Source organism: Mucilaginibacter daejeonensis (genome assembly GCF_020783335.1).
Taxonomy (GTDB): Bacteria; Bacteroidota; Bacteroidia; order Sphingobacteriales; family Sphingobacteriaceae; genus Mucilaginibacter; species Mucilaginibacter daejeonensis.
Genome location: NZ_CP086068.1, coordinates 2,902,396 through 2,927,641 on the forward strand (window position 1 = coordinate 2,902,396; position 25,246 = coordinate 2,927,641).

Genomic DNA, 25,246 nt, shown 5'->3' on the forward strand with positions numbered 1-25,246 from the left:
TTACAAGTAGCGGGTTGCGGGTCGCTGCGTTGTACTTTACCCGTAACTCGCAACCCACTCCTCGCAACACAATTAATTGAAAACCTTAACGATATCTAAAAAGTCGCGCGATTTTAATGATGCACCACCGATCAAACCACCATCAATGTCAGGCTGAGCAAATAACTCTGGCGCATTTTTAGGGTTGGCGCTTCCACCATAAAGGATAGTGGTATCGTCAGCTACCTGTTGGTTGTATTGATTGGCGATCTGCTCGCGAATAAAGGCATGTATCTCCTGAGCCTGCTCGGCAGTAGCGGTCTTCCCGGTGCCAATAGCCCAAACCGGCTCGTAAGCCAACACTACCTGACCAAATTCTTCGGTAGACAAGTGGAACAAGCCTTCCTGTAATTGGGTCTTGATCACGTCAAAGTGCTGCTCAGCTTCACGCTCATCAAGGGTCTCGCCAATGCAGAAGATCGGCTTCAGGCCGTTCTTTAACACGGTATCGGTCTTGGCGGCAAGCAGTTGGTTATCTTCACCAAAGTACTGGCGACGCTCTGAGTGACCTAAGATCACGTAAGCCGCCCCGGTAGAACGGATCATTTTGGCCGACACCTCGCCAGTGTAAGCACCCGACTCGTTCTGGTGAGCGTTTTGAGCGCCAACGGCGATCTTATCATATCCTTTGGCCAGTTGCACCAGGCTGTGCAGGTGTATGAATGGTGAACAGATCACGGCTTGTTGCTGTCCGGTCACTTCGTCTTTTACCATGTTGGCTATCTCCGAGAATAACGAAAGTCCTTCGTTATAATCAAGGTTCATTTTCCAGTTTCCGGCAACGATCTTTTTTCTCATTTTTCAGTTGTTTTTAATGGAACGATCGGAATGATCGTGTAAGGTCAAATATGTCTTGCAGTAGTTTTTTTTCAGTATCGTCAAGCACCAGTTCGCGGCGTGAATATACGCGCTCTACGGTCTCATAAACTTTTGTCATGCGGTACAGCTCAAATCCATCGGCCCCGCCCCAGCTAAAATCAGGAACGAAATTAGGCGGATAGCCTGCTCCGTAAACGTTAGCGCTCACGCCAACTACGGTACCCGTATTGAACATGGTATTGATGCCGCATTTAGAGTGATCCCCCATGATCAGTCCGCAAAATTGCAGGCCTGTGCGGCGGTAGTGTTCCGTGCTATAGTCCCAAAGCTTTACCTCGCTGTAATTATTTTTGAGGTTGGAGTTGTTGGAGTCGGCCCCTATATTGCACCACTCCCCCAGCACCGAGTTACCTAAGTAGCCCTCGTGCCCTTTGGAGGTATGCCCCCATAGCACGGCGTTGTTGATCTCGCCTCCCACGCGGCAACGTGGGCCAATAGTGGTAGCGCCATAGATCTTGGTACCCAGCTTGATCTGCGAATCGTGGCACAGCGCCAGTGCGCCGCGTACATGCGTACCCTCCCACACCTCACTGTTGCGGCCTAAATAGATCGGGCCGTTCTTGGTGTTAAAGGTGCTGCATTCGGCAACAGCATCATCCTCCGCAAAAAAATCATCACCCAGGATCACGTTAGTACTGCTGATGGTAGCGCTGGTACGGCTCCTGGTAAGCAGCTGAAAATCGCGCCTCAACTCGATGTCGTTCTTACGGAAGATGTCTTCGGGGCGATGAACGCTCACTACCGGATGCTCATGCTTTTTAATGGTACCGAAAGAGGCCATCGGGTCAAAGCTTTTGGCATCGCTCTCGTCCAACTTAACGGCCACCAACTGATCATGATGATACAGGGCATCGCCGGTGTTGAGAGCGCTGATGGCCTCTAACAGGTGCTCATCGGGGCAAATGCAACCGTTAATGAAGATGTTATGCTGAGCCACCTGCACGGGGAATTTGCCCTGCAGGTAAGGCTGGGTATGGAACGAGAAGGTATCGTTTAGATGTTTAGCCCATTTCTCGGCTATGGTGAGGATGCCTATCCGCAGATCGGCCACCGGCCGGGTGAACGTTAATGGCCTTAAGGTAAGATGTGCGTTATCGTCAAATAAGATCAGAGGCATGGGGCCAAAAATAAAAAAGTCTCCTGAGGTATCAGGAGACTTTTCAATATTATTTGTGCTAAAATATTACTTCTTAGCGTAACGGCTGCGGAATTTATCGATACGACCTGCAGTGTCAACCAGTTTCATTTTACCGGTGTAGAACGGGTGCGAGGTGTGCGAGATCTCTAATTTAACCAGTGGATATTCGTTACCGTCTTCCCATTTAACGGTCTCACGGGTATCGATGCATGATTTAGTGATGAAAGAGTAGTCGTTAGACATGTCTTTAAAAACCACTAATCTATAGTTCGAGGGATGCAGTTCTTTCTTCATTTATATACTTTCCTTTCAAAAGAGGTGCAAATATAGCGAATATTTTATTAGTAGAAATAGTTGGGGGAAATATTTTTAGTGAGTGGTGAAGGGTGAGTGGGATAATGGTTAAGTGGTTGATCTGGTGAGTGGTGAGTAGTGAGCGGTGAGCGGTGAATGGTCGCACAGTTCACAATCTTGCAATTAGTATCGCCATTACAACAACTAACCACTCACAACTTAGCCACTCATTATTCCCCCCACCCTAAAATGGCAAAAACATGACGCACTCTACTGCCGTGGTCTATATTAACTATAAAAGAATGCTTACATTTGTATTGTAATCATACGGATATGAACCTTCCCATATATTTAGACAATAATGCTACCACCCCAATGGATCCAAGGGTACTGGAAGCTATGATACCTTATTTCACGCAGAAATTTGGTAACGCAGCAAGCCGTAACCACCATTTTGGCTGGGTAGCCGAAGAGGGTGTCGACTACGCCCGCGAGCAGGTGGCCAAACTGATAGGTGCCAGCGAGAAAGAGATCATTTTTACATCGGGCGCTACCGAGTCAGATAACCTGGCCATCAAAGGTGTGTTCGAGATGTACAAAGATAAAGGCAACCACATCATTACTGCGGTTACCGAGCACAAAGCCGTACTGGATGCCTGCAAGCACGTAGAAAAGCTGGGCGGTAAAGTGACCTACATTGGTGTTAAAGAGGACGGTTTGATCGACCTTGCCGAACTGGAAGCCGCCATGACCCCCGAGACCATCCTGGTATCGATCATGTATGGTAACAACGAGATCGGCGTTATCCAACCGGTTAAAGAGATAGCCGCTATCGCTCACAAACATGGTGCTTTATTTATGACCGATGCTACCCAAGCGGTTGGCAAGATCCCTGTCGACGTAAATGCTGACGGTATCGACCTGCTGGCGCTTTCGGCTCACAAAATGTACGGCCCTAAAGGTGTTGGTGCATTGTACGTACGCCGTAAAGGACCACGTGTTAAAGTTACTGCCCAAATGGACGGTGGCGGTCACGAGCGCGGTATGCGTTCGGGTACGCTGAACGTTCCGGGTATCGTTGGCTTAGGTAAAGCATGCGAGATCGCCCGTTTAGAGATGGACAGCGAAGCTGCACGTTTATCAGCCTTGCGTGATAAATTACAAGCTGCTCTTACCGTACTGGAAGAAAGCTATGTGAATGGTAATCAAGAACATCGCTTACCACATGTGGCCAACATCTCTTTCAAATATGTAGAGGGTGAAGGTTTGATGATGGCTATGAAAGATTTGGCGGTATCATCAGGTTCAGCTTGTACCTCGGCTTCTTTAGAGCCATCATACGTACTGAAAAGCTTAGGCTTGTCTGACGATCTGGCACACTCTTCTATCCGTTTTGGCTTGGGTCGTTTCACTACCGAAGAGGAAGTTGACTATGCGATCGAGGTGACCAAAAAGGCCGTTACACACCTGCGTGACCTTTCTCCGCTGTGGGAAATGTTCAAAGAGGGTATCGACCTGAACTCTATCGAGTGGGCAGAACACTAAGAAATCGCTGAGTTCTGATGCCCGATGTCGGGATCCCAGGACTGGCATAAAATTAGATATAACAATAATAACCGGTCTCAGGCAATTGACACCCGGCAACACATAACTAAAACATAAAGCTATGGCTTATTCAGATAAAGTAATTGACCATTACACCAACCCGCGCAACGTGGGTACTTTAGATAAAAGCAGCCACAAAGTGGGTACCGGCCTTGTTGGTGCACCTGAGTGCGGCGACGTGATGCGTTTGCAGATCGAGGTAGATGATAACAACGTGATCACCGATGCTAAATTCAAGACCTTTGGTTGCGGTTCGGCTATCGCCTCTTCATCATTAGCTACTGAGTGGTTAAAAGGAAAAAGCATCGACGATGCGATGGCTATCGATAACATGGACATCGTTGAGGAGCTTGCACTTCCACCGGTAAAGATCCACTGCTCGGTTCTGGCCGAGGACGCTATCAAAGCTGCCATTAACGATTACCGCGTTAAGAATGGCTTAGCTCCTATCGAACTGGAAAAATCGCACCACTAAGCTTTTGTATCAAGTAGCTGGTATCAAGTATCAAGACCTTTCTTTATGATAAGCGCATTGATATCTGACCGTTGCTTGATCAACTAAGGACATCATTGGTAGTAGCGGATCATGGCTTGATACTCGATACCTACTACTTAATACTAAACGAAAGATATGGTTACCGTAACAGATAAAGCAAAAGATAAGATCGATCACTTGATGCAGGATGCTAACCTGGATGCGTCGTACTTTCTACGCGTATCGGTACAAGGTGGTGGCTGTTCAGGTCTGTCTTACAACATGGACTTTGACAATGAAGAGAAAAAGGGCGACCAATTCTTTGAAGACAAAGGTCTGCGTATCGCCCTGGACATGAAATCATTCTTGTACCTGGCTGGGACCGAATTAGACTTTTCGGATGGTTTGAACGGCAAAGGTTTCAATTTCATCAATCCTAACGCCAGCCGTACCTGCGGTTGCGGCGAAAGCTTCTCGGTATAACAGAGAATATTCATACAAAAAAAGCGCTTCCTTATGGTAGCGCTTTTTTTGTTTTAGCAATTTTAGACAGCTAATATCCTCCGTCATGCCGATGCATATAGGCATTTCTCAGGATAGTTGGAGAATTTACAAATTGTCTACCTTGCATGTGAGATGCTGAAACAAGTTCAGCATGACCTTACTCTTTTAACCTCCAACCAACCCGTCATGCCGATGCATATCGGCATCTCTCAGGACTGGTCTACAACATCCAAGATGTATACCTTGCATGAGGGATGCTGAAACAAGTTCAGCATGACGTTATCCCTATGACACTACTCCACCACACCCGTCATGCCGATGCATATCGGCATCTCTCAGGACTGGTTTACAACATCCAAGATATATACCTTGCATGATGGATGCCGAAACAAGTTCAGCATGACAACGGTATAGGGAGCTTTGATCCTAAATGCTCGCTGAGTACGGCATGGCATCATTTTACCCTCGATACTATTCCTCACCTGCTTTACCTTCACAATATCCGCTTGTATATCTATCCAAGTTAAGCTAAGTTTGTTTTAATTATAGCCTAACATAAACTTAATGAGTACGGTTAATAGACCAACCACTGTTCCACAACTTATACGCCATATCGTTGCTCACATCCACCCTGATACGCACACGTTCTTGACACATAAGAACGACGGTAAATGGGTAGATATCAGCTATCGCGAAGCCATTGAATACATAGATGCTATATCGGCCTGGTTACTGCACATCGGCATACAAAAAGGCGACCGCGTGGGTCTGGTGATCGAGAACGGTCCGGAATATATTTACTTTGATCAGGCGCTGCAACAGATAGGTGCCGTGAATACCTCCATCTACCCTACCCTGACCGAGGCCGAGACCGAGTACATCATCAATGATTCAGGCTTGAAGACCTTACTGGTGGGCACGCACTTCCTCCTACGCAAAGTAATGAAGGTGGCCAACAATTGCCCGTCGCTCATCCGCATCATTCCGGCGTTTGACGACCACCAAAAGCTGACCGAAAAGGCTAATCTCAACGCCGGCATCGTTGACCTCACACATGTCATCGCCGAAGGCCGCAATTTGGTTGCCCAATACATGGCGCAGATCAATAGCTGCCGGGAAGCTATACTTCCGTCCGATCTGTCGTGCCTGATCTACACATCGGGCACTACCGGCACGCCTAAAGGGGTGATGCTGATGCATAGCAACTTTGTGGAAACGGTTTGGGCCGGGCTAAAACAGATATCGAACGTAGAGAAGGACGATACATTTTTATCGTTCCTTCCCCTGTCGCACGTATTTGAGCGGGCCGCTACCTACTATATTTGTATGGGTGCCGGTTGCCGAATTGCCTTTGCGCAAAGCCTGGAGATGCTGGCCCGCAACATGGTAGAGGTTCAGCCCACGATCATGAATTGCGTGCCGCGCCTGCTGGAGCGTATACACGATAAAGCCATGAAGAACGGCGCCGACGCTGGCGGCTTAAAGACCAAGATATTCAACTGGTCGTTCGCCATTGGTAAAAAGCACCGCGAAACGTTGGAGAGCGGCAAACGACCAGGCATGATCCTGAGCTATGAGCGTAAACTGGCCGAAAAACTGGTATTCAGCAAGATCAAAGAAAAGACCGGCGGGAAGCTGAAGTTTCTGATATCAGGTGGTGGTGCACTGCCAAAAAATGTGGGTGAGTTCTTCGGTAATGTGGGCATACCCGTGTTGGAAGGTTATGGCTTGACCGAGACCACCGGCCCGGTATGTGTCACCGAATTTGACCGCCAAGTGTACGGCACCGCCGGTCGCGTATTGCCCGGCTCCGAGATCGCCATCCAAGACATCGAGACCAAAAAGATATATGCCGCACGTACCCATGATACCGTTGACCCCAACTTCACCTCCGAAGAGGGTGAGATCATCATTAAAGGTGTGGCCGTAATGAAAGGATACTGGAACAAGCCCGAGGAGACCAGCGTAGCGATCGACCAGGATGGCTGGTTCCATAGCGGGGACATTGGTCGTTTTTATAAGGGCTACTTGCAGATCACCGACCGGTTGAAAAATATGCTGGTGAACGCTTACGGCAAGAACATTTATCCTACCCCGGTCGAGAATACTTATTTAAAGAGCCCTAAGATCGAGCAGATATTCATTATTGGTGATGCACGCGAACACGTGACCGCCATTGTGGTACCGCCAAAAGAATTACTGCAAGAGAACTTTGCCCTTAAGGAGGACTGGTTCGCTCAGCCATCGGCCTTTGTTGATGACCCAGCGATCATTGACTGGCTGAACCAGGACATCCGCAAGCTGAGTAACGAACTGGCCAAATTTGAGCGGATCAAGCAATTCAAGGTCAAACGCAACCCGTTCAGCATGGAAGAGGGCGAACTGACCGTGACCATGAAAGCCAAACGCAAAGTGATCGAGAAGAAGTATGCGCAAGACATTGATGAAATGTACTCTCAGGAAGTGGATGCGGACTGAAAGGCAATAAATAATATATTTGTCTATGAGACTAAGAGAAATTGCTAATATAATAAGTGAATATTTACCCTATATAAATGACACATCGCTTAAGTATAATCAAAGTACCGGCGTTTATAGTATTGATAATCTTGTTCGATTTAGAATTGCATTAACAGAGATTGAAAAAACAGGGGTTTTAGATTCAGTCATAAAAGTGCTAAAGCAGCACCCAATTTATGCAAATACATCTGACATTCTTTCAATCACATCACATGAGCATAAGTTCTTATCAGATAATATATCCTTGTTAAAATTAGGATTAAGAAACCTTTTAGACTCTTGAAATGAAAGAATACCTCCTGTTACAGGAGAAGATTTTATCAGTATAAAATTACCTGATGTAAAGGACTTTGATGAACTTTCAAAAACATTCGACTTATTAAAAAAATCAATTTCATTACCGATAACTAATAACGATATCAATGGAAAAGTAGAAATACTAAATTTTGACAACGGATCATTATGGATTGATATTGCTGTCGGATCGTCGATTGCTGTTTTTTTAATTGGTTCTATAGCCTGGGCTGGGGCGGTAATTAGAAAAAAATATGCCGAAGCTAAAATAGCCGAACAATTTGTCGCTTCGTTAGACAATAACAACGAACACCTAAAAAACATCCGAGAAGGTGCAAAACGGCAGATTGATTCATTGATTGCAATCGAAGCTGCGGCAATCGCTAAAGAGTATTATTCGGACGATGATAAGGAAAATTTAGAACGTTTGAAGCTCTCTATATCAAGTATGTCTGATTTGATTAGTAAAAACGTAGAGATTCACCCGAGCCTCCTCGCCCCAGAAAAGGCGGTTAATCTTTTTCCGCCATATAAAAATTTGGAATCTGTTCAATCCAGAATTAAACAGATTGATAAAGAATAAGCAGGCATTTACTTGCCCCAAAACCGCTTTTCGCAATTAAAATATATTATAACTTCCTACTTCCTTAAAAACTTCCCTCTACGATATCGCCATAAAATTCAGGCACGCTCATACCTGCGGCTCGTACTTGTTGTGGGATCAGGCTGTTGGCCGATTGACCGGGCGTAGTGTTCACCTCAATGAAATAAAAGTCGTCGGTGTGCTCGTCAAGGATGAAATCGATGCGCACCATGCCACGGCAGTTCAGACGTAAATAGACCTCGGTCAGTATAGCGGCTATCTCCTCGTTCTTATCTTCAGGCAGATCGGCCGGTGTGATCTCTTCGGTGATACCAGGCGTATATTTGGCCTCATAATCAAAGAACTCTTTCGAACTCTTGATCTCGGTGGCCGGTAATACCACCAGCCTGCCTTTCAAACGGGCGATACCCCGGCTGAACTCTCGGCCTTTGATGAACTCCTCGACCAGGATCTGGTCATCTTCATGAAACGCCTTATCTAACGCCGCAGGCAGCTCGGCCACATTGTGCACCTTGCTCATACCTACGCTGCTGCCACCGTTGTTAGGTTTAACAAATAGCGGGAACTTAAGCGCGGCAGCGATAGTGCTTACATCATGCATATCGCTTTTGAACAACTTGACCGACTTGGCCGTGTGCAGGTTCGGTACGCCCTGTACCAATGCCTTGGTATAGGCCTTATTCATGGTGATGGCCGATGTGGTGGCATCGCAAGTATTATATGGAATATCGATCATATCCAAGTAGCCCTGTAGCTTTCCATCCTCGCCCGGGGTGCCGTGTACGGTGATGAAGGCCATGTCGAAGTTGATCTTGTTGCCGTTAAGCGTCAGGCTCAGGTCGTTCTTGTCCACATTGATCACCTGGCCACCTTCGGCCTGATGGATCCATTGATCGCGGTTGATCAAAATAGTGTATACATTATATTTTTCGGGATCGAGATTAGCCGCTATGTTCTTGGCGCTATTGATCGATACCTCGTATTCGCCAGTGTAGCCACCAGCTAAAAGGGCAATGTTCTTTTTGCTCATGATGGTCAAATATATAAAAAGCCCCATCCAAAGCCAACGGAAGCCCCCTCTAAATCTCCCTCGGGAGGGGAGACTATAGAACCAATTACTTTTTTTCAAAAGCCCTCCCTTCCGGGGAGGGTTTGGGTGGGGCTTTTCATATATTTGCAAAATGCCTTATAAAGAACGCGACATCAACAAAATGTACTATACCATGGGCGAGGTTACGGCCATGTTCGGCGTTAACCATTCGTTGCTGAGGTACTACGAAAAGGAATTTGATGTACTGCAGCCCAAAAAGAACAAAAAAGGCAACCGCTATTTTACCACCGAGGACATCGAGAACCTCAAGATCATCTTCCACCTGGTGCGCGACAAAGGCTTCACCATCCAAGGCGCAAAAGACCACATGAAGAGCAACACCAACGAGGTAAAAGATCAGCAAACCATTCTCAACTCCCTGGAGAACCTAAAGAAGTTCCTGTTAGAGGTGAGGGACGCGTTGTAGGTAATATCAATCGCATGCCTTGCGAGCGTAGCATGGTAGCTGCACGCGTAGATCAGTTACTGATCTACTTCAATGGGTTATTGTGAGCGTAGCGTGGCGATCGCAATTAAACAATAAACGGTGGCCTGTCAGCACGCCCGGCCGGGAGCAGGCCAGTGCGGTGGCAGGGATCGGGCTGACTTGAATTTTTGCTTCTTTTGTTTCAAGACAGAAAAAGTAGCCTTAGCGGCAATGAGCGTCACCGAGCGATAGGTCCAGAACGAGCAAGTGGCCCTACTATCCACTTATTTTCCCTTTCCTTCCTCAAACCCAAAACAACCTTCTATCTTCGATCCTTACAACTACTCAACAATAACATGGCCTCAGGTTTTTTTGCGATACTGGATGATATTGGCGCTTTAATGGACGATGTTGCCGTGGCCACCAAAGTGGCGACCGGTAAAACGGCCGGCATATTGGGCGACGACCTTGCCGTTAACGCCGAAAAAGCCACCGGTTTTTTGTCCTCCCGCGAGTTGCCGGTATTATGGGCTATAACCAAGGGTTCCTTCCTGAACAAGCTCATCATCGTTCCGATCGTGTTGCTGCTTAACGCTTTCTTTCCCATTGCGATCAAGATCGTATTGGTGCTGGGCGGATTTTATCTGGCTTACGAAGGCGTGGAGAAAGTGATCGAGTTCTTGTTCCACCGCAATAAGGCCGGCCACGAAGTGATCGCCGAGCGACAGGACGACCAGGACGCCGAAAAGACCAAGATCAGGTCGGCCATCACTACCGACATGATCTTATCGATCGAGATCGTGATCATTGCTTTGAGTTCTGTTATCGATAGCAGCCTTACTACTCAAATATTGACGGTTTCTATCGTATCTATATTAGCCACCGTAGGTGTGTACGGCATCGTGGCCATCATCGTAAGGATGGATGATACCGGTTATAAACTTATCAAATTGGGCAATAACAAGGGCATGCTGCTAAGCGTAGGTAACGGATTGGTGAAAGCGCTGCCGGTGATCATCAAGATACTCAGTGTAGTGGGTACCATAGCCCTTATCCTGGTATCGGGCGGCATCTTCTCGCATAACATTGAGTATGCTCATCATTTGTTGCCTTCTCTTCCATCGTTCCTGAAAGACCTACTGCTGGGCATTGCCGGCGGACTGATCACCGTAGCTTTAGTGATGGCCGGTAAATGGTTGTATAAAACGGTGAAGCCAGCTGCATAGCTATTGAGCCGATAATCGTACCTTAGGAGCAACTTACCCGACCGACCTGCTCGCATGCTCCGCATTCAAAAAAGTGAGATACCGCTTTTCTACTGGCTGCTGCCTTTTGTGGCGGGTATCATTTTGGGCTTGTGGCCGGTCTCTCCCAATGTTGACAGCTTTGTTGAAGCGACCTTGCTGATCAGTGCAGTGCTCTTCTTAGGATCGGGCTTACTTTACGATACTGCGAAGCTTCACCGATGGCCTTGGATAGGTGGCCTGTTATTGAACATCCTGCTCATTAGCGGCGGATGGTATGTGATGCGACAGCATGACCAGCTTAGCTCCACTGATCATTTCTCCCGAACGAACGCTGCATACATGATCGTACGTATCACCGACGAACCGCGCCAAAAAGGGATATACACCCGTATGGTGGCTCAGGTACAAGCTACGGTAGATCCCCGGACCATTCAACATCCTGCTACCGGCAAAATGCTGCTTACCCTGGCAGCCGACAGCAACAGCCACTTATTGCGTTACGGCGATCAGTTGGTCATACCCGCTATCTATAAGCCCATTGATCCGCCTTTTAACCCGGCTGAATTCAATTACAAACGCTATCTGGCCCATCAGAACATCTACCATCAGGCTTTCATTACAAGGACAGGCTTGCGTATCATCGAACACGATACTGGTAACCCGATGGTCGCTTTCGCATTGAACATGCGCCAGCGGCTGGTAAGGTCAATGAAGATGTACATTCATGACCAGCAAGCCGCCGCCATTGCGAGCACTTTGCTGCTTGGTTATAAAGCCGACCTAAGCGAGGATGTGCTTCAGGCTTACTCTAAGACCGGCACTATCCACGTGCTGTCGGTCTCCGGTGCACATGTGGCGATTTTCTTTGTACTGATCAGCTTCTTGCTTCGTCCGTTTAAGCATCACCGATACGGTAAGCTGCTCAACGCGGTGCTATCCGTCACCCTGGTCTGGGCTTATGCCATACTTACGGGCCTGTCACCTGCCGTGTGCAGGGCTGCGCTGATGCTGAGTATGCTGATCATTGGCAAGGCCGGATCAAGGCAAGTGCATGCGCTGAACATGCTGGGCTTTTCGGCATTTGTATTGCTCGTTTATGACCCATTGCTCATCACCGATGTTGGCTTTCAGTTGTCTTACCTTGCGGTGTTCGGCTTGGTGGCTGTGCAGCCGGTGATCGCCGACCCTTGGGAAGTGGAGAACAAGTGGCTAAAAAAACTGTGGTACTTATGCTCTGCTTCACTTGCCGCGCAACTGGTCACCTTCCCGCTAAGCATTTATTATTTCCACCAGTTCCCGGTATACTTCCTGATCAGTAACCTGCTTATCATACTTCCATCGGAAGCGATCATGATGGTAGGCCTGGCGTTTTTGCTCACGACCTTCTTCCCGGCCATTCACACCCTCAGCGGTTGGCTCGCATACTTGCTCGAGCATTTGATCTTGTTCATGAACGCCATATTAAGTTATATCGAACACTTACCTTTCGCCAGTTGGGGTAAACTTTGGCTTAATGGCGCCGAACATCTGCTGCTATACCTGGTGATCACATTGCTCATCGTGTACATCACTTATCGTCGACCATACCAATTACTTAGCGGTGTGGCCTGCTTACTTGTACTTTGTACCAGCTTGAGTTGGAAAGCGATCAATTCGCAGCAACATGACCAGCTGATCTATCTCAACCTTAAAAAGAACACCGGTATCATATTTAAAACGCGGGACCAAGCCGTTGTGGTAAGTGACCTGCTCCCTACCGACAAGAAGTTCAATTACAGCATCCGCCCTTGTTTGGATAGTCTCGGCGTTGAGCGAATGACGGCGGTGCCACTATCTGCAGACCTAAAGACGACGTACTTGCAAAAAAGGGGTCCGCTGATCCAGTTCCAAAAAAGAACTCTACTACTGATTGAACCTTTGCTGCAAAAAATGGTCATAGCTAACAAACTAACGGTGAACGACATCCTGTTGACGCATAACCCACATACCGATATTGCACCCCTGTTGCGTAACTACCGCTTTGAGCGTTTGATAGCTGATGCTAATACCAGCAAACAGCGCAGCGAGCGTTTAAAACATCAGGCCGACAGTGCCGGCGTGAATTTATTTTTATTACGACGTAACAAAGCCCTGATAACGCTATCTAAAGAATAATTTATACCTTTAATTTGATTCAAGCACATAAATAACATCATGAATAGATTTTTCACCGTTGCGATGGGTGTTGCCCTAAGCACCCTGGCCCTGAGTGCCAGCGCACAAAAAAACTACACCGAAGGTTTGGCTACTTATACCGGTAGTGCAGGCGGTCAAACATTAGAGGCCAAAGTATATTTCAAAGGCGATTCATCAGCTACGGTAATGCAACAAGGTCCGGCCAACATTAAAGTGTTGGGCTTTAAAGACGAGTACATGGCCGTTTTGGTCGATGTTCCTGTAGCTAACATCAAAAAAGCTGCTGTTGCCAGCCCTGGCGAATTGGAAGACATCATGTCAAAACTGCCAAGTTTTACCTTCACTCCTGGCACCGAGACCAAGCAGATCGCTGGTTTCAACTGCAAAAAAGTTGTAGCTAAGGACACCAAGACCAATACTTCATTTGATGCATGGGTAACTAACGACATCAGTGCACCGGCAAGTGCTTACAGTCAATTATATGCAAAATGCGGTGGTTTCCCGGTACAATTCACGATCACTCAACGTGGCCAAAACGTGACCAACACCCTCAAGAGTATCACTGATACTAAAGCACCTGCTGGTACTTTCGGTATCCCTGCTGGTTTCGATAAGATCACGATGACCGACCTGAGCGCCATGAGCGGCGGCAGATAAGCCATTCTTTTGAAAACTAAAAAAGCCATCCATTACTAAATGGATGGCTTTTTTTATGTATTTGCTTGAAAAAAGCTCACTTTTTATTCAATTCGTCGTTCAGTTTTTTGCTCAGGTTATTGAAGTAACGTTTAATGCCAAAGCCGATCACCCACTGTATTCCCCGGCTGGCGTTAGTGATGAATACCTCTTCTGCCTCGTTCAGAATATCGGGATTGATCTGCGCCTCCGTTACGGGTATCTCGTGCTCCTTGCATATTTCCATCACGGCCTGGCGCATCACTCCGGCCACACAACCTTCGCTTAGGGCTGGCGTATACAAATGGTCGTTATACCAAACAAAAACGTTAGAACTGGTTGACTCACATAAAAAGCCTTGCTGGTTTAGCAGAAACACATCATCCAGCTTATGCTGCTCTTTGTACAGTCCGGCCATCACATAAGGCAACGAGTTACACGTTTTGTAGTTGGATAGATAGTTCAGCGGCTTCAGAATCTCGGTGTACACATCCATTAGTAGGCCTTTTTGGTTGAGCAGATAACCGGTCTTACCATCGGGTACCATCTCCAGGCACCATCCAGAGCGGTTATCGGTGGGTGTGTACAAACCATCAGCGTCTCTGTAAACCGTAAGCCTCAGGCGGCCGTTGCGGGCTTTGTTCCAGGTAGCCAATTCTTCGGCCTTCTCTTTTAAGAACCACGCATCAAGGTAAGTATAGCCTTCGAGCTTTAGCGCTTTCATGCCATTTTGCAGCCTATCGGCGTGTAATGCTGCGAATTTGAGTTGCCCGTCAATGAACCGCATACTTTCAAAAAGACCATCGCCATATTTAAAAGCACGGTTGCCAACGGTAAGGAGGGGGCTATCAGCTGCTACCAGCTGGCCATTAAAATTAATAAAATGAGGCATCATGCGCTTAGAGAACAGATCAGCCGGCATTTTGCTCTACTCCGGCGGCAATATATTTTCGCCACTTTTGGAGCACAGCTTCCATATCGGCAGGTATGGGGGCTTCAAAATGAATACGTTCACGGGTGGTCGGGTGCACAAAGCCAAGCGTTTGCGCATGTAGGGCCTGGCGGGGCATCAGCTCAAAGCAATTCTCTACAAATTGCTTATATTTACTAAAGCTGGTCCCTTTCACGATCTTATCGCCGCCATAGGTAGCATCACTGAACAGCGGATGCCCAATATGCTTCATATGCGCCCGGATCTGGTGTGTGCGGCCGGTCTCCAATTGGCATTCGATCAGGGTAACGTAGCCGAAGCGTTCGAGCACTTTGTAATGGGTCACCGACCACTTGCCTTTGGTCTCGTCGTCATAAATGCTCATAACACGCCTATCGGCAATGCTACGGCCAATATAACCGGTCACGGTGCCGTCCTGCTCTATATCGCCCCAGGCTAATGCTACGTATTTACGGGTGATGGTGTGCTCATAGAACTGACGCGCCAGCCAGGTCATGGCCCGTTCGTTCTTGCTGATGAGTAACAGACCAGACGTGTCCTTGTCTATGCGGTGTACCAATCCTGGCCTTCCATCATTACCCGGCAAGGTAGGCAGTTGCTCAAAATGGTACACTAGCCCGTTCACCAGCGTGCCGGTGTAGTTATTATAACCCGGGTGTACCACCAGGCCGGCAGGTTTGTTCACCACCAGTACATCATCATCCTCGTAGGTGATGTCTAACGGAATGTTCTCAGGGTAAACTTCAGTATCGCGTGGCGGATGAGGCAACACCACCGATATCACATCCAATGGCTTAACACGATAGCTCGATTTGGCCAGCTTATCGTTCACCAGCACGTTTCCCAGCTCAATGGCATTTTGGATGCGGTTGCGCGAAGCGTTCTCGATACGGTGCATCAAAAATTTATCGATGCGTAGCAGGGATTGACCTTTGTCCACCACGATACGCAGGTGCTCATAAAGGTCCTGTTCTTCTACGTCAATCAATTCGGTTTCGCTTGCCATCGCCTGCAAAAATAACGTTTTTACACTGCGGGGACTCAGGTAATTTTTTTATTACATTTGGTCATGAAAAAACCATTACTTCCCCTAATTATGGTGCTTTCGCTTGGCCTCTATCAAGCTAAGGCACAGGATGGTGTATCTCAATTATTAAGAACGGCACCTGACGATGCCACTAAACTATTGAATGCCTACGCTGATCCCCTTTTTAAAGGGTTAGGTACCGGCATCAACAATGGATGGGCCAATACGGCCAAGTCAAAAGGGCTGCTGCATTTTGAGCTAAGGGTGTCGGCCTCGGGTACGTTTACTCCTACAGGCGATAAAAGCTTTGATGTTACACAGTTGGGCCTATCCAACAACGTACGTTTAGCGCCCGGTAGCCCAAGCACCAGCCCTACATTTGGCGGTAACAGTGGCGCCACGCCGGCCAAGCTTGACCTGTATAGCAACAACGGCAACAAGGTGGATCAGTTCACTCTGCCCGGCCGCATCACTCCTATAACTCCTGCACCTCAGGTACAACTGACCTTAGGGTTAATCCACAACACCGACGTCACCATACGTTACATCCCTAAAGTGAAGTTAGGCAGTGATAATATTGGCAAACTTGGCCTGATCGGCTTTGGCCTAAAGCATAACATCATGGAAGATATATTTGGCGGCATTGGCGGCAAATTGGTTCCATTTGACCTGGCCATTGCCGCAGGTTACACCCGTTTGAACTATGAGCTGCCTTTGGAAGTACGCCCAAGCTCGGGCAAGGTGCCCGACGCCTCAAGCGTAGGACGTACCGATTTTAGCGATCAGCGACTGGAGGGCCACTTTAACGGTTTCAACTTACAAGCGATCATCTCTAAAAAACTGGTGTTCTTTACTCCATTTGCCGCCGTAGGCTACAACACTACCCGTGCTAACGTGGCTTTGGCCGGTAACTTCCCCGTAACCAATGGTTTGGCCACTTACACGGTCTATACCGACCCTATCACGATCAAGCGCAATGCCATAAATGCCTTTAAAGTAGATGCCGGTTTTCAGCTTGATCTGGCCATCTTCAAATTTTACGCATCAGGAAGCTTAGCTAAATATAAGTCAGTTACCGCAGGTATCGGCTTAAGTCTGTAAATTTGACCATGATCGATCTGGAGATATTTAGCCCGATACACCGCTGGGAACATCCGGTATTCAGCAAGGCGGGGCTGAACGTCTTTATTAAGCGCGACGACCTTATCCATCCGCTTATATCGGGCAACAAATGGCGCAAGCTTAAATATGCGCTAACCGATGCCTGCTCAAAAAACAGAACGCACCTCGTCACTTTTGGGGGTGCGTTCTCCAATCACCTGCTGGCTACCGCAGCAGCCGCGGCCCGCTTTGGCTTCATGAGCACCGGCTTTGTGCGCGGAGAAGCCGTTGAGAACGACACGCTCTTTTTATGCCGTCTGCATGGCATGCAACTCATCTTTGTTGACCGTACGAGCTATCGCGATAAACATTCGGTTTATAATGAGCACTTCGGGGATAATGATGCTGCTTACTTTATTGATGAGGGCGGCGCCTCACCACATGCGGTTAAAGGGTGCAGTGAACTGGTGAGTGAATTGCCCATTACCTATGATCATTTATTTTGCGCATGTGGCACAGGTGCCACGGCAGCGGGCATCATTACGGGTCTGCAACAACATGACCTCCACACTCGATTTCACGCTGTGCCGGTGTTGAAGAACGGCGAGCAGATCCGCCAGGAGATCGATCAGTATTTGCACGAGCCGTCCAATTATACTCTTCACACTTCGCACCATTTTGGCGGCTACGCCAAGACCACTCCTCAGTTGATCAGCTTCATTGAGGAATTCATCCGGTCTACGGGCATCTTAATTGAACCAGTATACACTGGCAAAATGCTGTATGCTGTACTGGATCTTGCCACAAAGGGCACCTTCGCATCGGGAAGTAATATCCTCACCGTACACAGTGGAGGAATATTCGGGCTCCTAGGTATGAAAGATAAGTTCTAAAGGTTGCTCATATACAGGCCCCCTGTGAGATTACCGATACTCAAAATCATATATCTCTTATTTAGCTTTCATTAAAATGTTATTTGCCGAGCGGGGCCGATCAGTTCCAAGTTTTTGTATTTAACAAATTTTAATATTATCGAACCACATATTGCATTGGTGTAATAATCGTGCTACAGGGTCTTTTTATGACGTTTCAGTTATCTTTTTTTCGTTGGTAGATACTATTATTGTACTTGTGCGTTTATTAACAATATAGGTAAGTCTTAACCTAACTATTTAAGCATATCTATAGCTGGATGATCCAGCAACTTGATCAAATATATTTAAGGGAACTACTACTAACTTAAACATGAGCAAACAAACTGAAAAACTGAAAAAACAGTTGCTTGAGATCTCGGACGTGATCAATGCCTTCAAATCGGAAGCGGTACAGGTAAAGATCGTTGAAAGATTATTGGACACGATGATGGAGGGAGACCGCGAGACCGAGGAGAACATTAACCGCGGCCGCATTCGCCATTTCGTGTCGGACGAGCATCCACGCCAGCGCGAGAGCTTGCGTAAACCTGGTGCTACCAAGGTACTTAATCAATTATTGCAAACAGACTATTTTGACCAGCCGCATTCGATATCTGATATAGCGACCCACTGCAAAGAGCAATATGATTCAGATTTTAAAACATCTGAGCTGTCGGGCATCTTACTTAAGCTGGCCAACGAAAGCAAGTTACGCCGCGAACGCAGTGAAGAGAACAACCGTTTTGAGTACGTAAGAGCGTCATAAGCCCCACAGTCCCCTAAAGGGGGAGTTTCAAAAAGTTTAAAGCCCGACTTGGAGATCCGAGCCGGGCTTTTTTATATTGTGTTGTTAATTTCTTATTTGGACTCCCCCTATAGTGAGCTGGGGCCTACCTCAGATCGAATAAGCTATCGACACCCAGTATCTTGCGTGAAAGGAATCCTTCCGCATACTTGGCCTGTATCTGCCTACCGAACTCACGGTCACGGGCCTCTACATTGTTAATAAACTCGGGGGTGGAGATGTAGGTTTGCGGTTCGTCTATCCAGTCAGGGTTGTGGAACTGCGAGCCGTAGGCCATGATGCTGGCCTTTTTCGTTTCCCAGTGATCGGTCACATCGATCAGAATGTTGGGGATGATCAGCATATCCTGCACGAAGTGCAGCAGATGCTTAGGTCGCCAGGCTTCCTGCGGTTGGCCCTTATCAAATGTCTCGATCTTTCGTAATCCGGCTAAAAAGCAGGCGGTTTGCACCAGGTCACTTGCCCTGCCATGATCAGGATGACGATCATAATAAGCATTGGTGATCACGATCTCGGGCTGATAGCGGCGTATCACCTCGATCACTTTGAGTTGATACTCGCGGGTGTTCTCAAAAAAACCATCGGGTATGCCCAAGTTATCCCGAACGGCCAAACCAAGTATCTCCGCGGCGGCCTGTGCTTCTTTCAGGCGTATCTCAGCCGTGCCACGCGTTCCTAATTCGCCCTGAGTAAGATCAACAATACCGCATTTCTTTCCCATAGCATTATGCTTGAGAATAGTGCCGGCACAGCCCAATTCGGCATCATCAGGATGCACGGGCAGCGCTAATATATCAAGCTTGATCATAGAGCCATCATCACTTCCCTGCTCTCCAACAACTGGCCTATACGGCGTTTTAAACGTGCAGAGGTGGGCTTGGTAAAGGGGTAAAAGAAATCGACCACGTGGCCGTTACGATCGATCAGGTATTTGTGGAAGTTCCATATCGGGGCCACACCTACATGACCGTTCTCCTTTTTACTGCTCAGGAATTTGAACAGTGGATGTGCATCTGCGCCTTTAACCTTCGTTTTCTCGAACACCGGAAAATGCGTGCCGAAGTTGATGCTGCAGAACTTACCAATCGAACAGCTTTCGAGCGGCTCCTGCTTACCAAAATCATTTGATGGGAAGGCCAGTATCTCGAGGTCCTGTCCGGCAAATTCGTTCCTTAAAGTTTCAAGATCTTTAAGTTGTGGGGTAAAACCGCATTGGGAAGCGGTGTTAACAATTAATAAAACCTTATTTTTATAATTGCTCAAGTTCACTTCTTCACCGTTCAGCTTTTGTACGCTGAAACGATAAATACTTTGATCGTTCATCTAGTATCTGTTAGAATAATAACCTGCCTGGCGTAGGATCGCTTCAACGTCGCGTTCCTGGTCCTGGTCGTAAGTCTCTTTCAAATTGTGGCCAAATATACGAGCTACAGATTGAAACATAAAGGCCTGCAAGCCACCTTTTAGTTGCTTGGCCAATTCATAGCTGGTGGTCCCTGTCTCCCGGTCTATCAACTTGATCAGTATCTCACCTTGAGTGATGGTGAGGTCCTTGATCTTATTGTTAAACAGGTCTTTTACTTCCTTTTCACATTTCTTTACCAACTCCTTTTGTATCTTTTTATCTGCTGTAAGTGCAAGGTCGCGCTGTAACTGGCGATATTTATCACCCGCAATGCGTGCATAGGGTATAACTTTGTAAACGTTGTACTTTAAACGAAGGTAGGCTTTGCGGTCGCTTTCGCTGGCAAATATGCGAGTACCGCTCACGGTGAACTCTGGTAACACCACCCATGGCACTAATTCGCCATCGATGTTTGTCAGGTACGTTTTGATGGTATCATTTTTGCCCACCTTAGGATGAGGCGGTAGTGTTTGAGACATTGACCGCCCCATAACACAGCAAAACAATAGCACCAAACCAATATATTTCATATATTTACGTAATACAAAAATAGTGCTATTTTTTTACTGATCCCAAATATGCCGTTATAATTTTATTCACAACGGCAGTTTGACAGTACATCTACAATCGCTTATAAATGAAAGATTTAGTGATCGATCTGGAAGCTGAGAAAGCGGAGATACTTAAACGATACCGTGCTTTGCTGCGTGCATCAAGGTCAACCCTGCAAAAAGGGGATAAACGATTGATCCGCAAGGCCTTTGAAATGGCCGTCGAAAGCCACAAGGATATGCGTCGCCGTTCGGGCGAACCATACATATACCACCCTATCGCGGTAGCCCAGATCGCTGCCGAGGAGATAGGCCTGGGTACCACCTCTATCGTATGCGCATTGCTGCACGACGTGGTTGAGGACACTGACGTAAGTTTGGAGGATATCGAGCGCGAGTTCGGTAAAAAGGTGGCCAAGATCATTGACGGGCTCACCAAAATATCAGGTGTATTTGACACCAATAGCTCTTTACAGGCTGAGAACTTCCGCAAGATGCTGCTCACGCTGGCCGACGATGTAAGGGTGATCCTGATCAAACTGGCTGATCGCCTGCATAACATGCGCACCATGGAGTTCATGCCGCGTGATAAGCAGCTGAAGCTATCGTCAGAGACGGTATACCTCTACGCTCCTCTTGCGCACCGCCTGGGTTTGTATGCCATTAAGTCAGAGTTGGAAGACCTTTCCATGAAATACATGGAGCGGGAGACCTACCAATTTATCAAAAAGAAACTGAACGAGAAAAAAGCCGAGCGCGAGAAATTCATCGCCGATTTCATCCAGCCGATCAAGCAATCATTGGCTAACCAAGGTTTGCATGCCGATATATTTGGTCGCCCTAAATCGATCCATTCTATCTGGAATAAGATGAAAAAGAAATCGATACCTTTTGAAGAGGTGTACGATCTTTTCGCCATCAGGGTGATATTGGATAGCTCGCCTGAAAATGAGAAGGCCGACTGCTGGAAGGCCTACTCCATCGTGACCGACTCGTACCGCCCTAACCCTGATCGTTTACGCGATTGGGTGTCATCACCAAAGGCCAACGGCTATGAGTCGTTACATACCACGGTGATGGGTCCGCGCGGGCAATGGGTGGAGGTGCAGATCCGTACCAACAGAATGAACGAGATCGCCGAGAAAGGCTTTGCAGCACATTGGAAGTACAAGGAATCATCGTCAGACAGTGGTTTGGACCAGTGGATCCAAAAGGTACGTGAACTGCTCAGGAACCCTGACGGTAACGCCCTCGACTTTTTGGACGATTTTAAGATGAACCTTTTCAGTGATGAGATATTCATTTTTACACCAAAAGGTGCACTTATCCAGTTACCATCTAACGCCACCGCACTCGATTTTGCCTTCGAGATACACTCCGATGTAGGCGCAAGCTGTATTGGTGCCAAGGTGAATCACAAGCTGGTGCCGCTGAACTATAACTTGCAGAACGGTGACCAGGTAGAGATCATTACCTCGAGCAAGCAAAGCCCTAAAGAGGACTGGCTCAACTTTGTGGTGACCGCAAAGGCCAAAGCCAAGATCAAATCGTCATTAAAAGAAGAGAAACGCAAGATAGCCGAGGACGGCAAGGAGATACTCGAACGTAAGCTGAAATCGCTTAAGATCACTTACAATACCGAAAACATCCATAAACTCACCAACTACTTCAAGCTGCTTACCAGCCAGGACCTTTTCTTCAATGTGGCCAAGGGGCTGATCGATATCAAGGATCTGCGTGAGTATCAGAACGCCGAAAAGGTAGTGGATAACAAGCCGCAAGACAAGATCGAGAACGAACAGGTACAAAGCCTGATGCGCACCATCAAGGCAAAGGATAGTGACATACTGCTGATCGGTGAGGACATGCAAAAGATCGAGTACAAACTCGCCACCTGCTGTAACCCGATACCGGGCGATGATGTGTTCGGTTTCATCACGGTGACCGAGGGAATCAAGATACACCGTACCACCTGCCCTAACGCTGCTAAACTGATGGCCAACTATGGTTATCGTATCGTGAAGGCTCGCTGGACCACCCAGCATGAGCTGGCATTTCTGACCGGACTGAGGATCACCGGTATCGATGATGTGGGTCTGATCAACAAACTGACCACGGTCATCTCTACCGATTTCAAGGTGAACATGCGTTCGCTTACGGTAGACAGCGATAATGGGATCTTTGAAGGCACCATTATGGTGTATGTGAATGATACCGAGCACCTTGACAACCTGATCAGGAAATTGAAACAGGTGAAGGGCGTAACGGGCGTAACCCGTTTCGATTCGGCACCTACCATGGTCGACAAAGCTTCCTAAACGAACATATCACCGAAGCGATCGGCAAGTATCAGAGCCATACCAGTGATCAAAAACATGACACGGTCATCTTGGCTCTGGTTTCTTGGCTGTTGCTTCGGTTTTCTGTTCAATTAATCCTAACTTTGACCTGTTAACCTATTTAGATATTATGCCTTTACAGGAAACCATTGATATGGTTAAAAAGATCTTCGAGGCTTACCTTGAAAATAAGAGCTTGCGTAAAACGCCCGAGCGTTTTGCCATCTTAGAAGAGATCTATTCCCGTAACGACCACTTTGACGTGGAGTCGTTATACATCCATATGAAAAATAAAAAGTACCGGGTGAGCCGCGCTACGGTATATAATACGCTGGAGCTTTTGGTATCGTGCGACCTGGTGACCAAACACCAGTTCGGTAAGAACATGGCCCAGTTCGAGAAATCATACGGTTATAAGCAGCACGACCATATCATTTGCATCGACTGCGGTAAGGTGGTAGAATTTTGCGATCCGCGTATACAACAGATACAAAGTATGATGGGTGATCTGCTTAAGTTCGATATCAAACACCACTCTCTTAACCTTTACGGCAACTGCACCAAATTGAAAGAAGGTGTTTGCGAAAGACGTAACGACCAGTAACAGCATTTGATGGTGAGTAAATGATCTCACTTAACTGTTGACAGTTGTGCATTATATCTTACTTTTGCAACTTAAAAAGTTGACCATAATTTAATAAGAAAAACATATATCAGGGCCGGATCTGTTCTCTGTCTCCTTTAAGGTCGGTAAGCGACCATGAACTTATCAGTTCATCAAGGGATAAGCGAAAAGATCCGGCTGCCTGTTTTAAACAAGATCAAATGACTGTTGATGTTTTATTAGGCCTCCAATGGGGCGACGAAGGCAAAGGAAAGATCGTTGATGTTCTGAGTGCCGGTTATGACCTTATCGCACGTTTTCAGGGTGGTCCCAATGCAGGGCACACTTTGGAATTCGACGGTAAAAAGTTCGTACTGAACACTATCCCTTCGGGTATCTTCTTTGACAACACCATGAACCTGATAGGCAATGGTGTGGTGATCGACCCTATCACCCTTAAAAAGGAACTTGATAAGCTAAAGGATGCCGGCCATGACCTGTTGGCCAAAGGCAACCTCATGATCGCTAAAAAAGCACACCTGATCCTGCCTACACACCAATTGCTGGATGCCGCTAACGAGAAAAAGATGGGCGACGGCAAGATCGGTTCCACCTTAAAAGGCATCGGTCCTACTTATATGGACAAGACCGGCCGTAACGGTTTGCGCGTTGGTGATATTACGCTGCCCGACTTTAAAGAGCGTTACGAGAAACTGGTGGCCAAACATACCAGCATGCTTACCTCGCTGTATGGCGATGTGGTCGATTTTAGCGAGCGCGAAGCCGCTTTCTTCGAAGCTATCGAACTGATCAAACAATTCCAGTTGGTCGACTCCGAGCATCTGGTGAACGATTACCTTAAGCAGGGCAAAAAAGTTCTGGCCGAAGGTGCCCAAGGCGCCATGCTGGATATCGACTTTGGTTCGTACCCATTTGTTACTTCATCTAACACCACTACCGCTGGTGCTTGCACCGGCTTGGGTATCGCTCCAAGCAAGATCGGCGAAGTGATCGGTATATTTAAGGCTTACTGTACTCGTGTAGGTGGCGGCCCCTTCCCTACTGAATTAGATAATGAATTGGGTGAGGAACTGCGTCAGTTAGGTCATGAATTTGGCGCGACCACTGGTCGCCCGCGCCGTACCGGCTGGATCGATCTTCCTGCATTGAAATATGCCATCATGCTGAATGGTGTCACTCAGCTGGTAATGACCAAGGCCGATGTATTAAGCGGTTTCGAAAAGATCTACGCTTGTACGCACTACAATTATCAAGGTGAGACCATTGACTACATGCCATATGACATTTGCACCATTAAGCCTGAACCGGTATTGACCGAGATCGAAGGTTGGCATGAGGATATCACCGGCATTAAAGAACTGTCAGAAATTCCGGCAAAGCTACAGTCATACATGGATTTCCTGGAACAACAATTGGGCGTTCCGGTAAAGTACCTTTCAGTAGGTCCGGACCGTGTACAAACTTTGGTGATGCATTAAGCATAGCTACGAGAAGTATTACAATATTTTCATTTTTTAAAGGCCGGTTATCCGGCCTTTATCGTTAAGCCCTATTTTTGCAT

At 47.3% G+C, this 25,246-nt stretch carries 24 protein-coding genes; 15 read left to right on the forward strand and 9 right to left on the reverse strand.

What is annotated here, in order from left to right; genetic code table 11:
- Positions 1–72 precede the first annotated feature (72 nt).
- From tpiA to LLH06_RS12250, 3 genes are all read right to left on the reverse strand, one after another.
- The gene (gene tpiA, locus LLH06_RS12240) at positions 73–837 is read right to left on the reverse strand and encodes a triose-phosphate isomerase (RefSeq protein ID WP_228169574.1); all 765 of its coding nucleotides are present in this window, start codon (positions 835–837) and stop codon (positions 73–75) included.
- Between the two features lie 13 nt (positions 838–850).
- On the reverse strand, positions 851–2,035 hold the full coding sequence (locus tag LLH06_RS12245; protein WP_228169575.1) for a putative sugar nucleotidyl transferase: 1,185 nt from the start codon (positions 2,033–2,035) through the stop codon (positions 851–853).
- A gap of 66 nt (positions 2,036–2,101) precedes the next feature.
- The gene (locus tag LLH06_RS12250) at positions 2,102–2,350 is read right to left on the reverse strand and encodes a type B 50S ribosomal protein L31 (protein WP_228169576.1); all 249 of its coding nucleotides are present in this window, start codon (positions 2,348–2,350) and stop codon (positions 2,102–2,104) included.
- A gap of 333 nt (positions 2,351–2,683) precedes the next feature.
- Here LLH06_RS12250 and LLH06_RS12255 point away from each other — a divergent pair, with 333 nt between their 5' ends.
- From LLH06_RS12255 to LLH06_RS12275, 5 genes are all read left to right on the forward strand, one after another.
- Positions 2,684–3,895 carry an IscS subfamily cysteine desulfurase gene (locus LLH06_RS12255; protein WP_228169577.1) on the forward strand — a complete coding sequence of 404 codons (1,212 nt, stop codon included), beginning with the start codon at positions 2,684–2,686 and terminating at the stop codon, positions 3,893–3,895.
- Between the two features lie 121 nt (positions 3,896–4,016).
- The gene (iscU, locus tag LLH06_RS12260; protein WP_157539333.1) at positions 4,017–4,430 is read left to right on the forward strand and encodes a Fe-S cluster assembly scaffold IscU; all 414 of its coding nucleotides are present in this window, start codon (positions 4,017–4,019) and stop codon (positions 4,428–4,430) included.
- 156 nt (positions 4,431–4,586) lie between these two features.
- Positions 4,587–4,913, forward strand: a complete 327-nt coding sequence (locus LLH06_RS12265; protein WP_228169578.1) for a HesB/IscA family protein — start codon at positions 4,587–4,589, stop codon at positions 4,911–4,913.
- A 585-nt stretch (positions 4,914–5,498) separates the two neighbouring features.
- Positions 5,499–7,412: an AMP-dependent synthetase/ligase gene (locus LLH06_RS12270; RefSeq protein WP_228169579.1), complete on the forward strand. Its 1,914-nt coding sequence runs from the start codon at positions 5,499–5,501 to the stop codon at positions 7,410–7,412.
- 25 nt (positions 7,413–7,437) lie between these two features.
- Positions 7,438–7,737, forward strand: coding sequence for a hypothetical protein (locus LLH06_RS12275; protein WP_228169580.1), 300 nt, complete (start codon positions 7,438–7,440; stop codon positions 7,735–7,737).
- A gap of 658 nt (positions 7,738–8,395) precedes the next feature.
- Here the strand turns inward: LLH06_RS12275 and LLH06_RS12280 are convergent.
- Entirely contained in the window at positions 8,396–9,382 is a 987-nt protein-coding gene (locus tag LLH06_RS12280; protein WP_228169581.1) for a D-alanine--D-alanine ligase, read from the reverse strand.
- 151 nt (positions 9,383–9,533) lie between these two features.
- Here LLH06_RS12280 and LLH06_RS12285 point away from each other — a divergent pair, with 151 nt between their 5' ends.
- From LLH06_RS12285 to LLH06_RS12300, 4 genes are all read left to right on the forward strand, one after another.
- On the forward strand, positions 9,534–9,869 hold the full coding sequence (locus LLH06_RS12285; RefSeq protein WP_228169582.1) for a MerR family transcriptional regulator: 336 nt from the start codon (positions 9,534–9,536) through the stop codon (positions 9,867–9,869).
- A gap of 356 nt (positions 9,870–10,225) precedes the next feature.
- Positions 10,226–11,095 carry a DUF808 domain-containing protein gene (locus LLH06_RS12290; RefSeq protein WP_228169583.1) on the forward strand — a complete coding sequence of 290 codons (870 nt, stop codon included), beginning with the start codon at positions 10,226–10,228 and terminating at the stop codon, positions 11,093–11,095.
- Positions 11,096–11,149: 54 nt separating this feature from the next.
- Positions 11,150–13,270, forward strand: a complete 2,121-nt coding sequence (locus LLH06_RS12295; protein ID WP_228169584.1) for a ComEC/Rec2 family competence protein — start codon at positions 11,150–11,152, stop codon at positions 13,268–13,270.
- A 39-nt stretch (positions 13,271–13,309) separates the two neighbouring features.
- Positions 13,310–13,948, forward strand: a complete 639-nt coding sequence (locus LLH06_RS12300; RefSeq protein ID WP_228169585.1) for a DUF4412 domain-containing protein — start codon at positions 13,310–13,312, stop codon at positions 13,946–13,948.
- Positions 13,949–14,024: 76 nt separating this feature from the next.
- Here LLH06_RS12300 and LLH06_RS12305 read toward each other — a convergent pair whose 3' ends face one another.
- Together LLH06_RS12305 and LLH06_RS12310 are read right to left on the reverse strand one after the other, a co-directional pair.
- A complete protein-coding gene (locus tag LLH06_RS12305) occupies positions 14,025–14,888 on the reverse strand; it encodes an aminotransferase class IV (RefSeq protein WP_228169586.1) in 864 nt (287 codons plus the stop codon).
- Positions 14,878–15,924 (reverse strand): RluA family pseudouridine synthase, encoded by a 1,047-nt coding sequence (locus LLH06_RS12310; RefSeq protein WP_228169587.1) that lies wholly within the window; start codon positions 15,922–15,924, stop codon positions 14,878–14,880. Before LLH06_RS12310 ends, LLH06_RS12305 begins: the two co-directional genes overlap by 11 nt.
- 63 nt (positions 15,925–15,987) lie before the next feature.
- Between LLH06_RS12310 and LLH06_RS12315 the strand changes: the two genes are divergently transcribed.
- From LLH06_RS12315 to LLH06_RS12325, 3 genes are all read left to right on the forward strand, one after another.
- Positions 15,988–17,046, forward strand: a complete 1,059-nt coding sequence (locus LLH06_RS12315) for a DUF6588 family protein (protein ID WP_228169588.1) — start codon at positions 15,988–15,990, stop codon at positions 17,044–17,046.
- 8 nt (positions 17,047–17,054) lie between these two features.
- Complete coding sequence (locus LLH06_RS12320; RefSeq protein WP_228169589.1) at positions 17,055–17,939, forward strand: 1-aminocyclopropane-1-carboxylate deaminase/D-cysteine desulfhydrase; 885 nt, start codon at positions 17,055–17,057, stop codon at positions 17,937–17,939.
- A gap of 352 nt (positions 17,940–18,291) precedes the next feature.
- Positions 18,292–18,726 (forward strand): hypothetical protein, encoded by a 435-nt coding sequence (locus LLH06_RS12325; RefSeq protein ID WP_228169590.1) that lies wholly within the window; start codon positions 18,292–18,294, stop codon positions 18,724–18,726.
- Positions 18,727–18,850: 124 nt separating this feature from the next.
- Here the strand turns inward: LLH06_RS12325 and bshB1 are convergent, their stop codons facing one another.
- The 3 genes from bshB1 to LLH06_RS12340 are packed head-to-tail and all read right to left on the reverse strand — an operon-like array spanning position 18,851 to position 20,649.
- On the reverse strand, positions 18,851–19,570 hold the full coding sequence (gene bshB1 / locus LLH06_RS12330) for a bacillithiol biosynthesis deacetylase BshB1 (RefSeq protein ID WP_228173292.1): 720 nt from the start codon (positions 19,568–19,570) through the stop codon (positions 18,851–18,853).
- Positions 19,570–20,088 carry a glutathione peroxidase gene (locus tag LLH06_RS12335; RefSeq protein WP_228169591.1) on the reverse strand — a complete coding sequence of 173 codons (519 nt, stop codon included), beginning with the start codon at positions 20,086–20,088 and terminating at the stop codon, positions 19,570–19,572. The genes bshB1 and LLH06_RS12335 overlap by 1 nt, the downstream gene beginning before the upstream one ends.
- Positions 20,089–20,649: a DUF4294 domain-containing protein gene (locus LLH06_RS12340; protein WP_228169592.1), complete on the reverse strand. Its 561-nt coding sequence runs from the start codon at positions 20,647–20,649 to the stop codon at positions 20,089–20,091.
- A gap of 158 nt (positions 20,650–20,807) precedes the next feature.
- Between LLH06_RS12340 and LLH06_RS12345 the strand changes: the two genes are divergently transcribed.
- The 3 genes from LLH06_RS12345 to LLH06_RS12355 all read left to right on the forward strand — a co-directional run bounded on the left by LLH06_RS12345 (position 20,808) and on the right by LLH06_RS12355 (position 25,163).
- On the forward strand, positions 20,808–23,039 hold the full coding sequence (locus LLH06_RS12345; RefSeq protein WP_228169593.1) for a RelA/SpoT family protein: 2,232 nt from the start codon (positions 20,808–20,810) through the stop codon (positions 23,037–23,039).
- Positions 23,040–23,190: 151 nt separating this feature from the next.
- A complete protein-coding gene (locus tag LLH06_RS12350) occupies positions 23,191–23,664 on the forward strand; it encodes a Fur family transcriptional regulator (protein ID WP_228169594.1) in 474 nt (157 codons plus the stop codon).
- 221 nt (positions 23,665–23,885) lie between these two features.
- Positions 23,886–25,163 (forward strand): adenylosuccinate synthase, encoded by a 1,278-nt coding sequence (locus tag LLH06_RS12355; RefSeq protein WP_228169595.1) that lies wholly within the window; start codon positions 23,886–23,888, stop codon positions 25,161–25,163.
- The last annotated feature ends 83 nt before the right edge of the window (positions 25,164–25,246 follow it).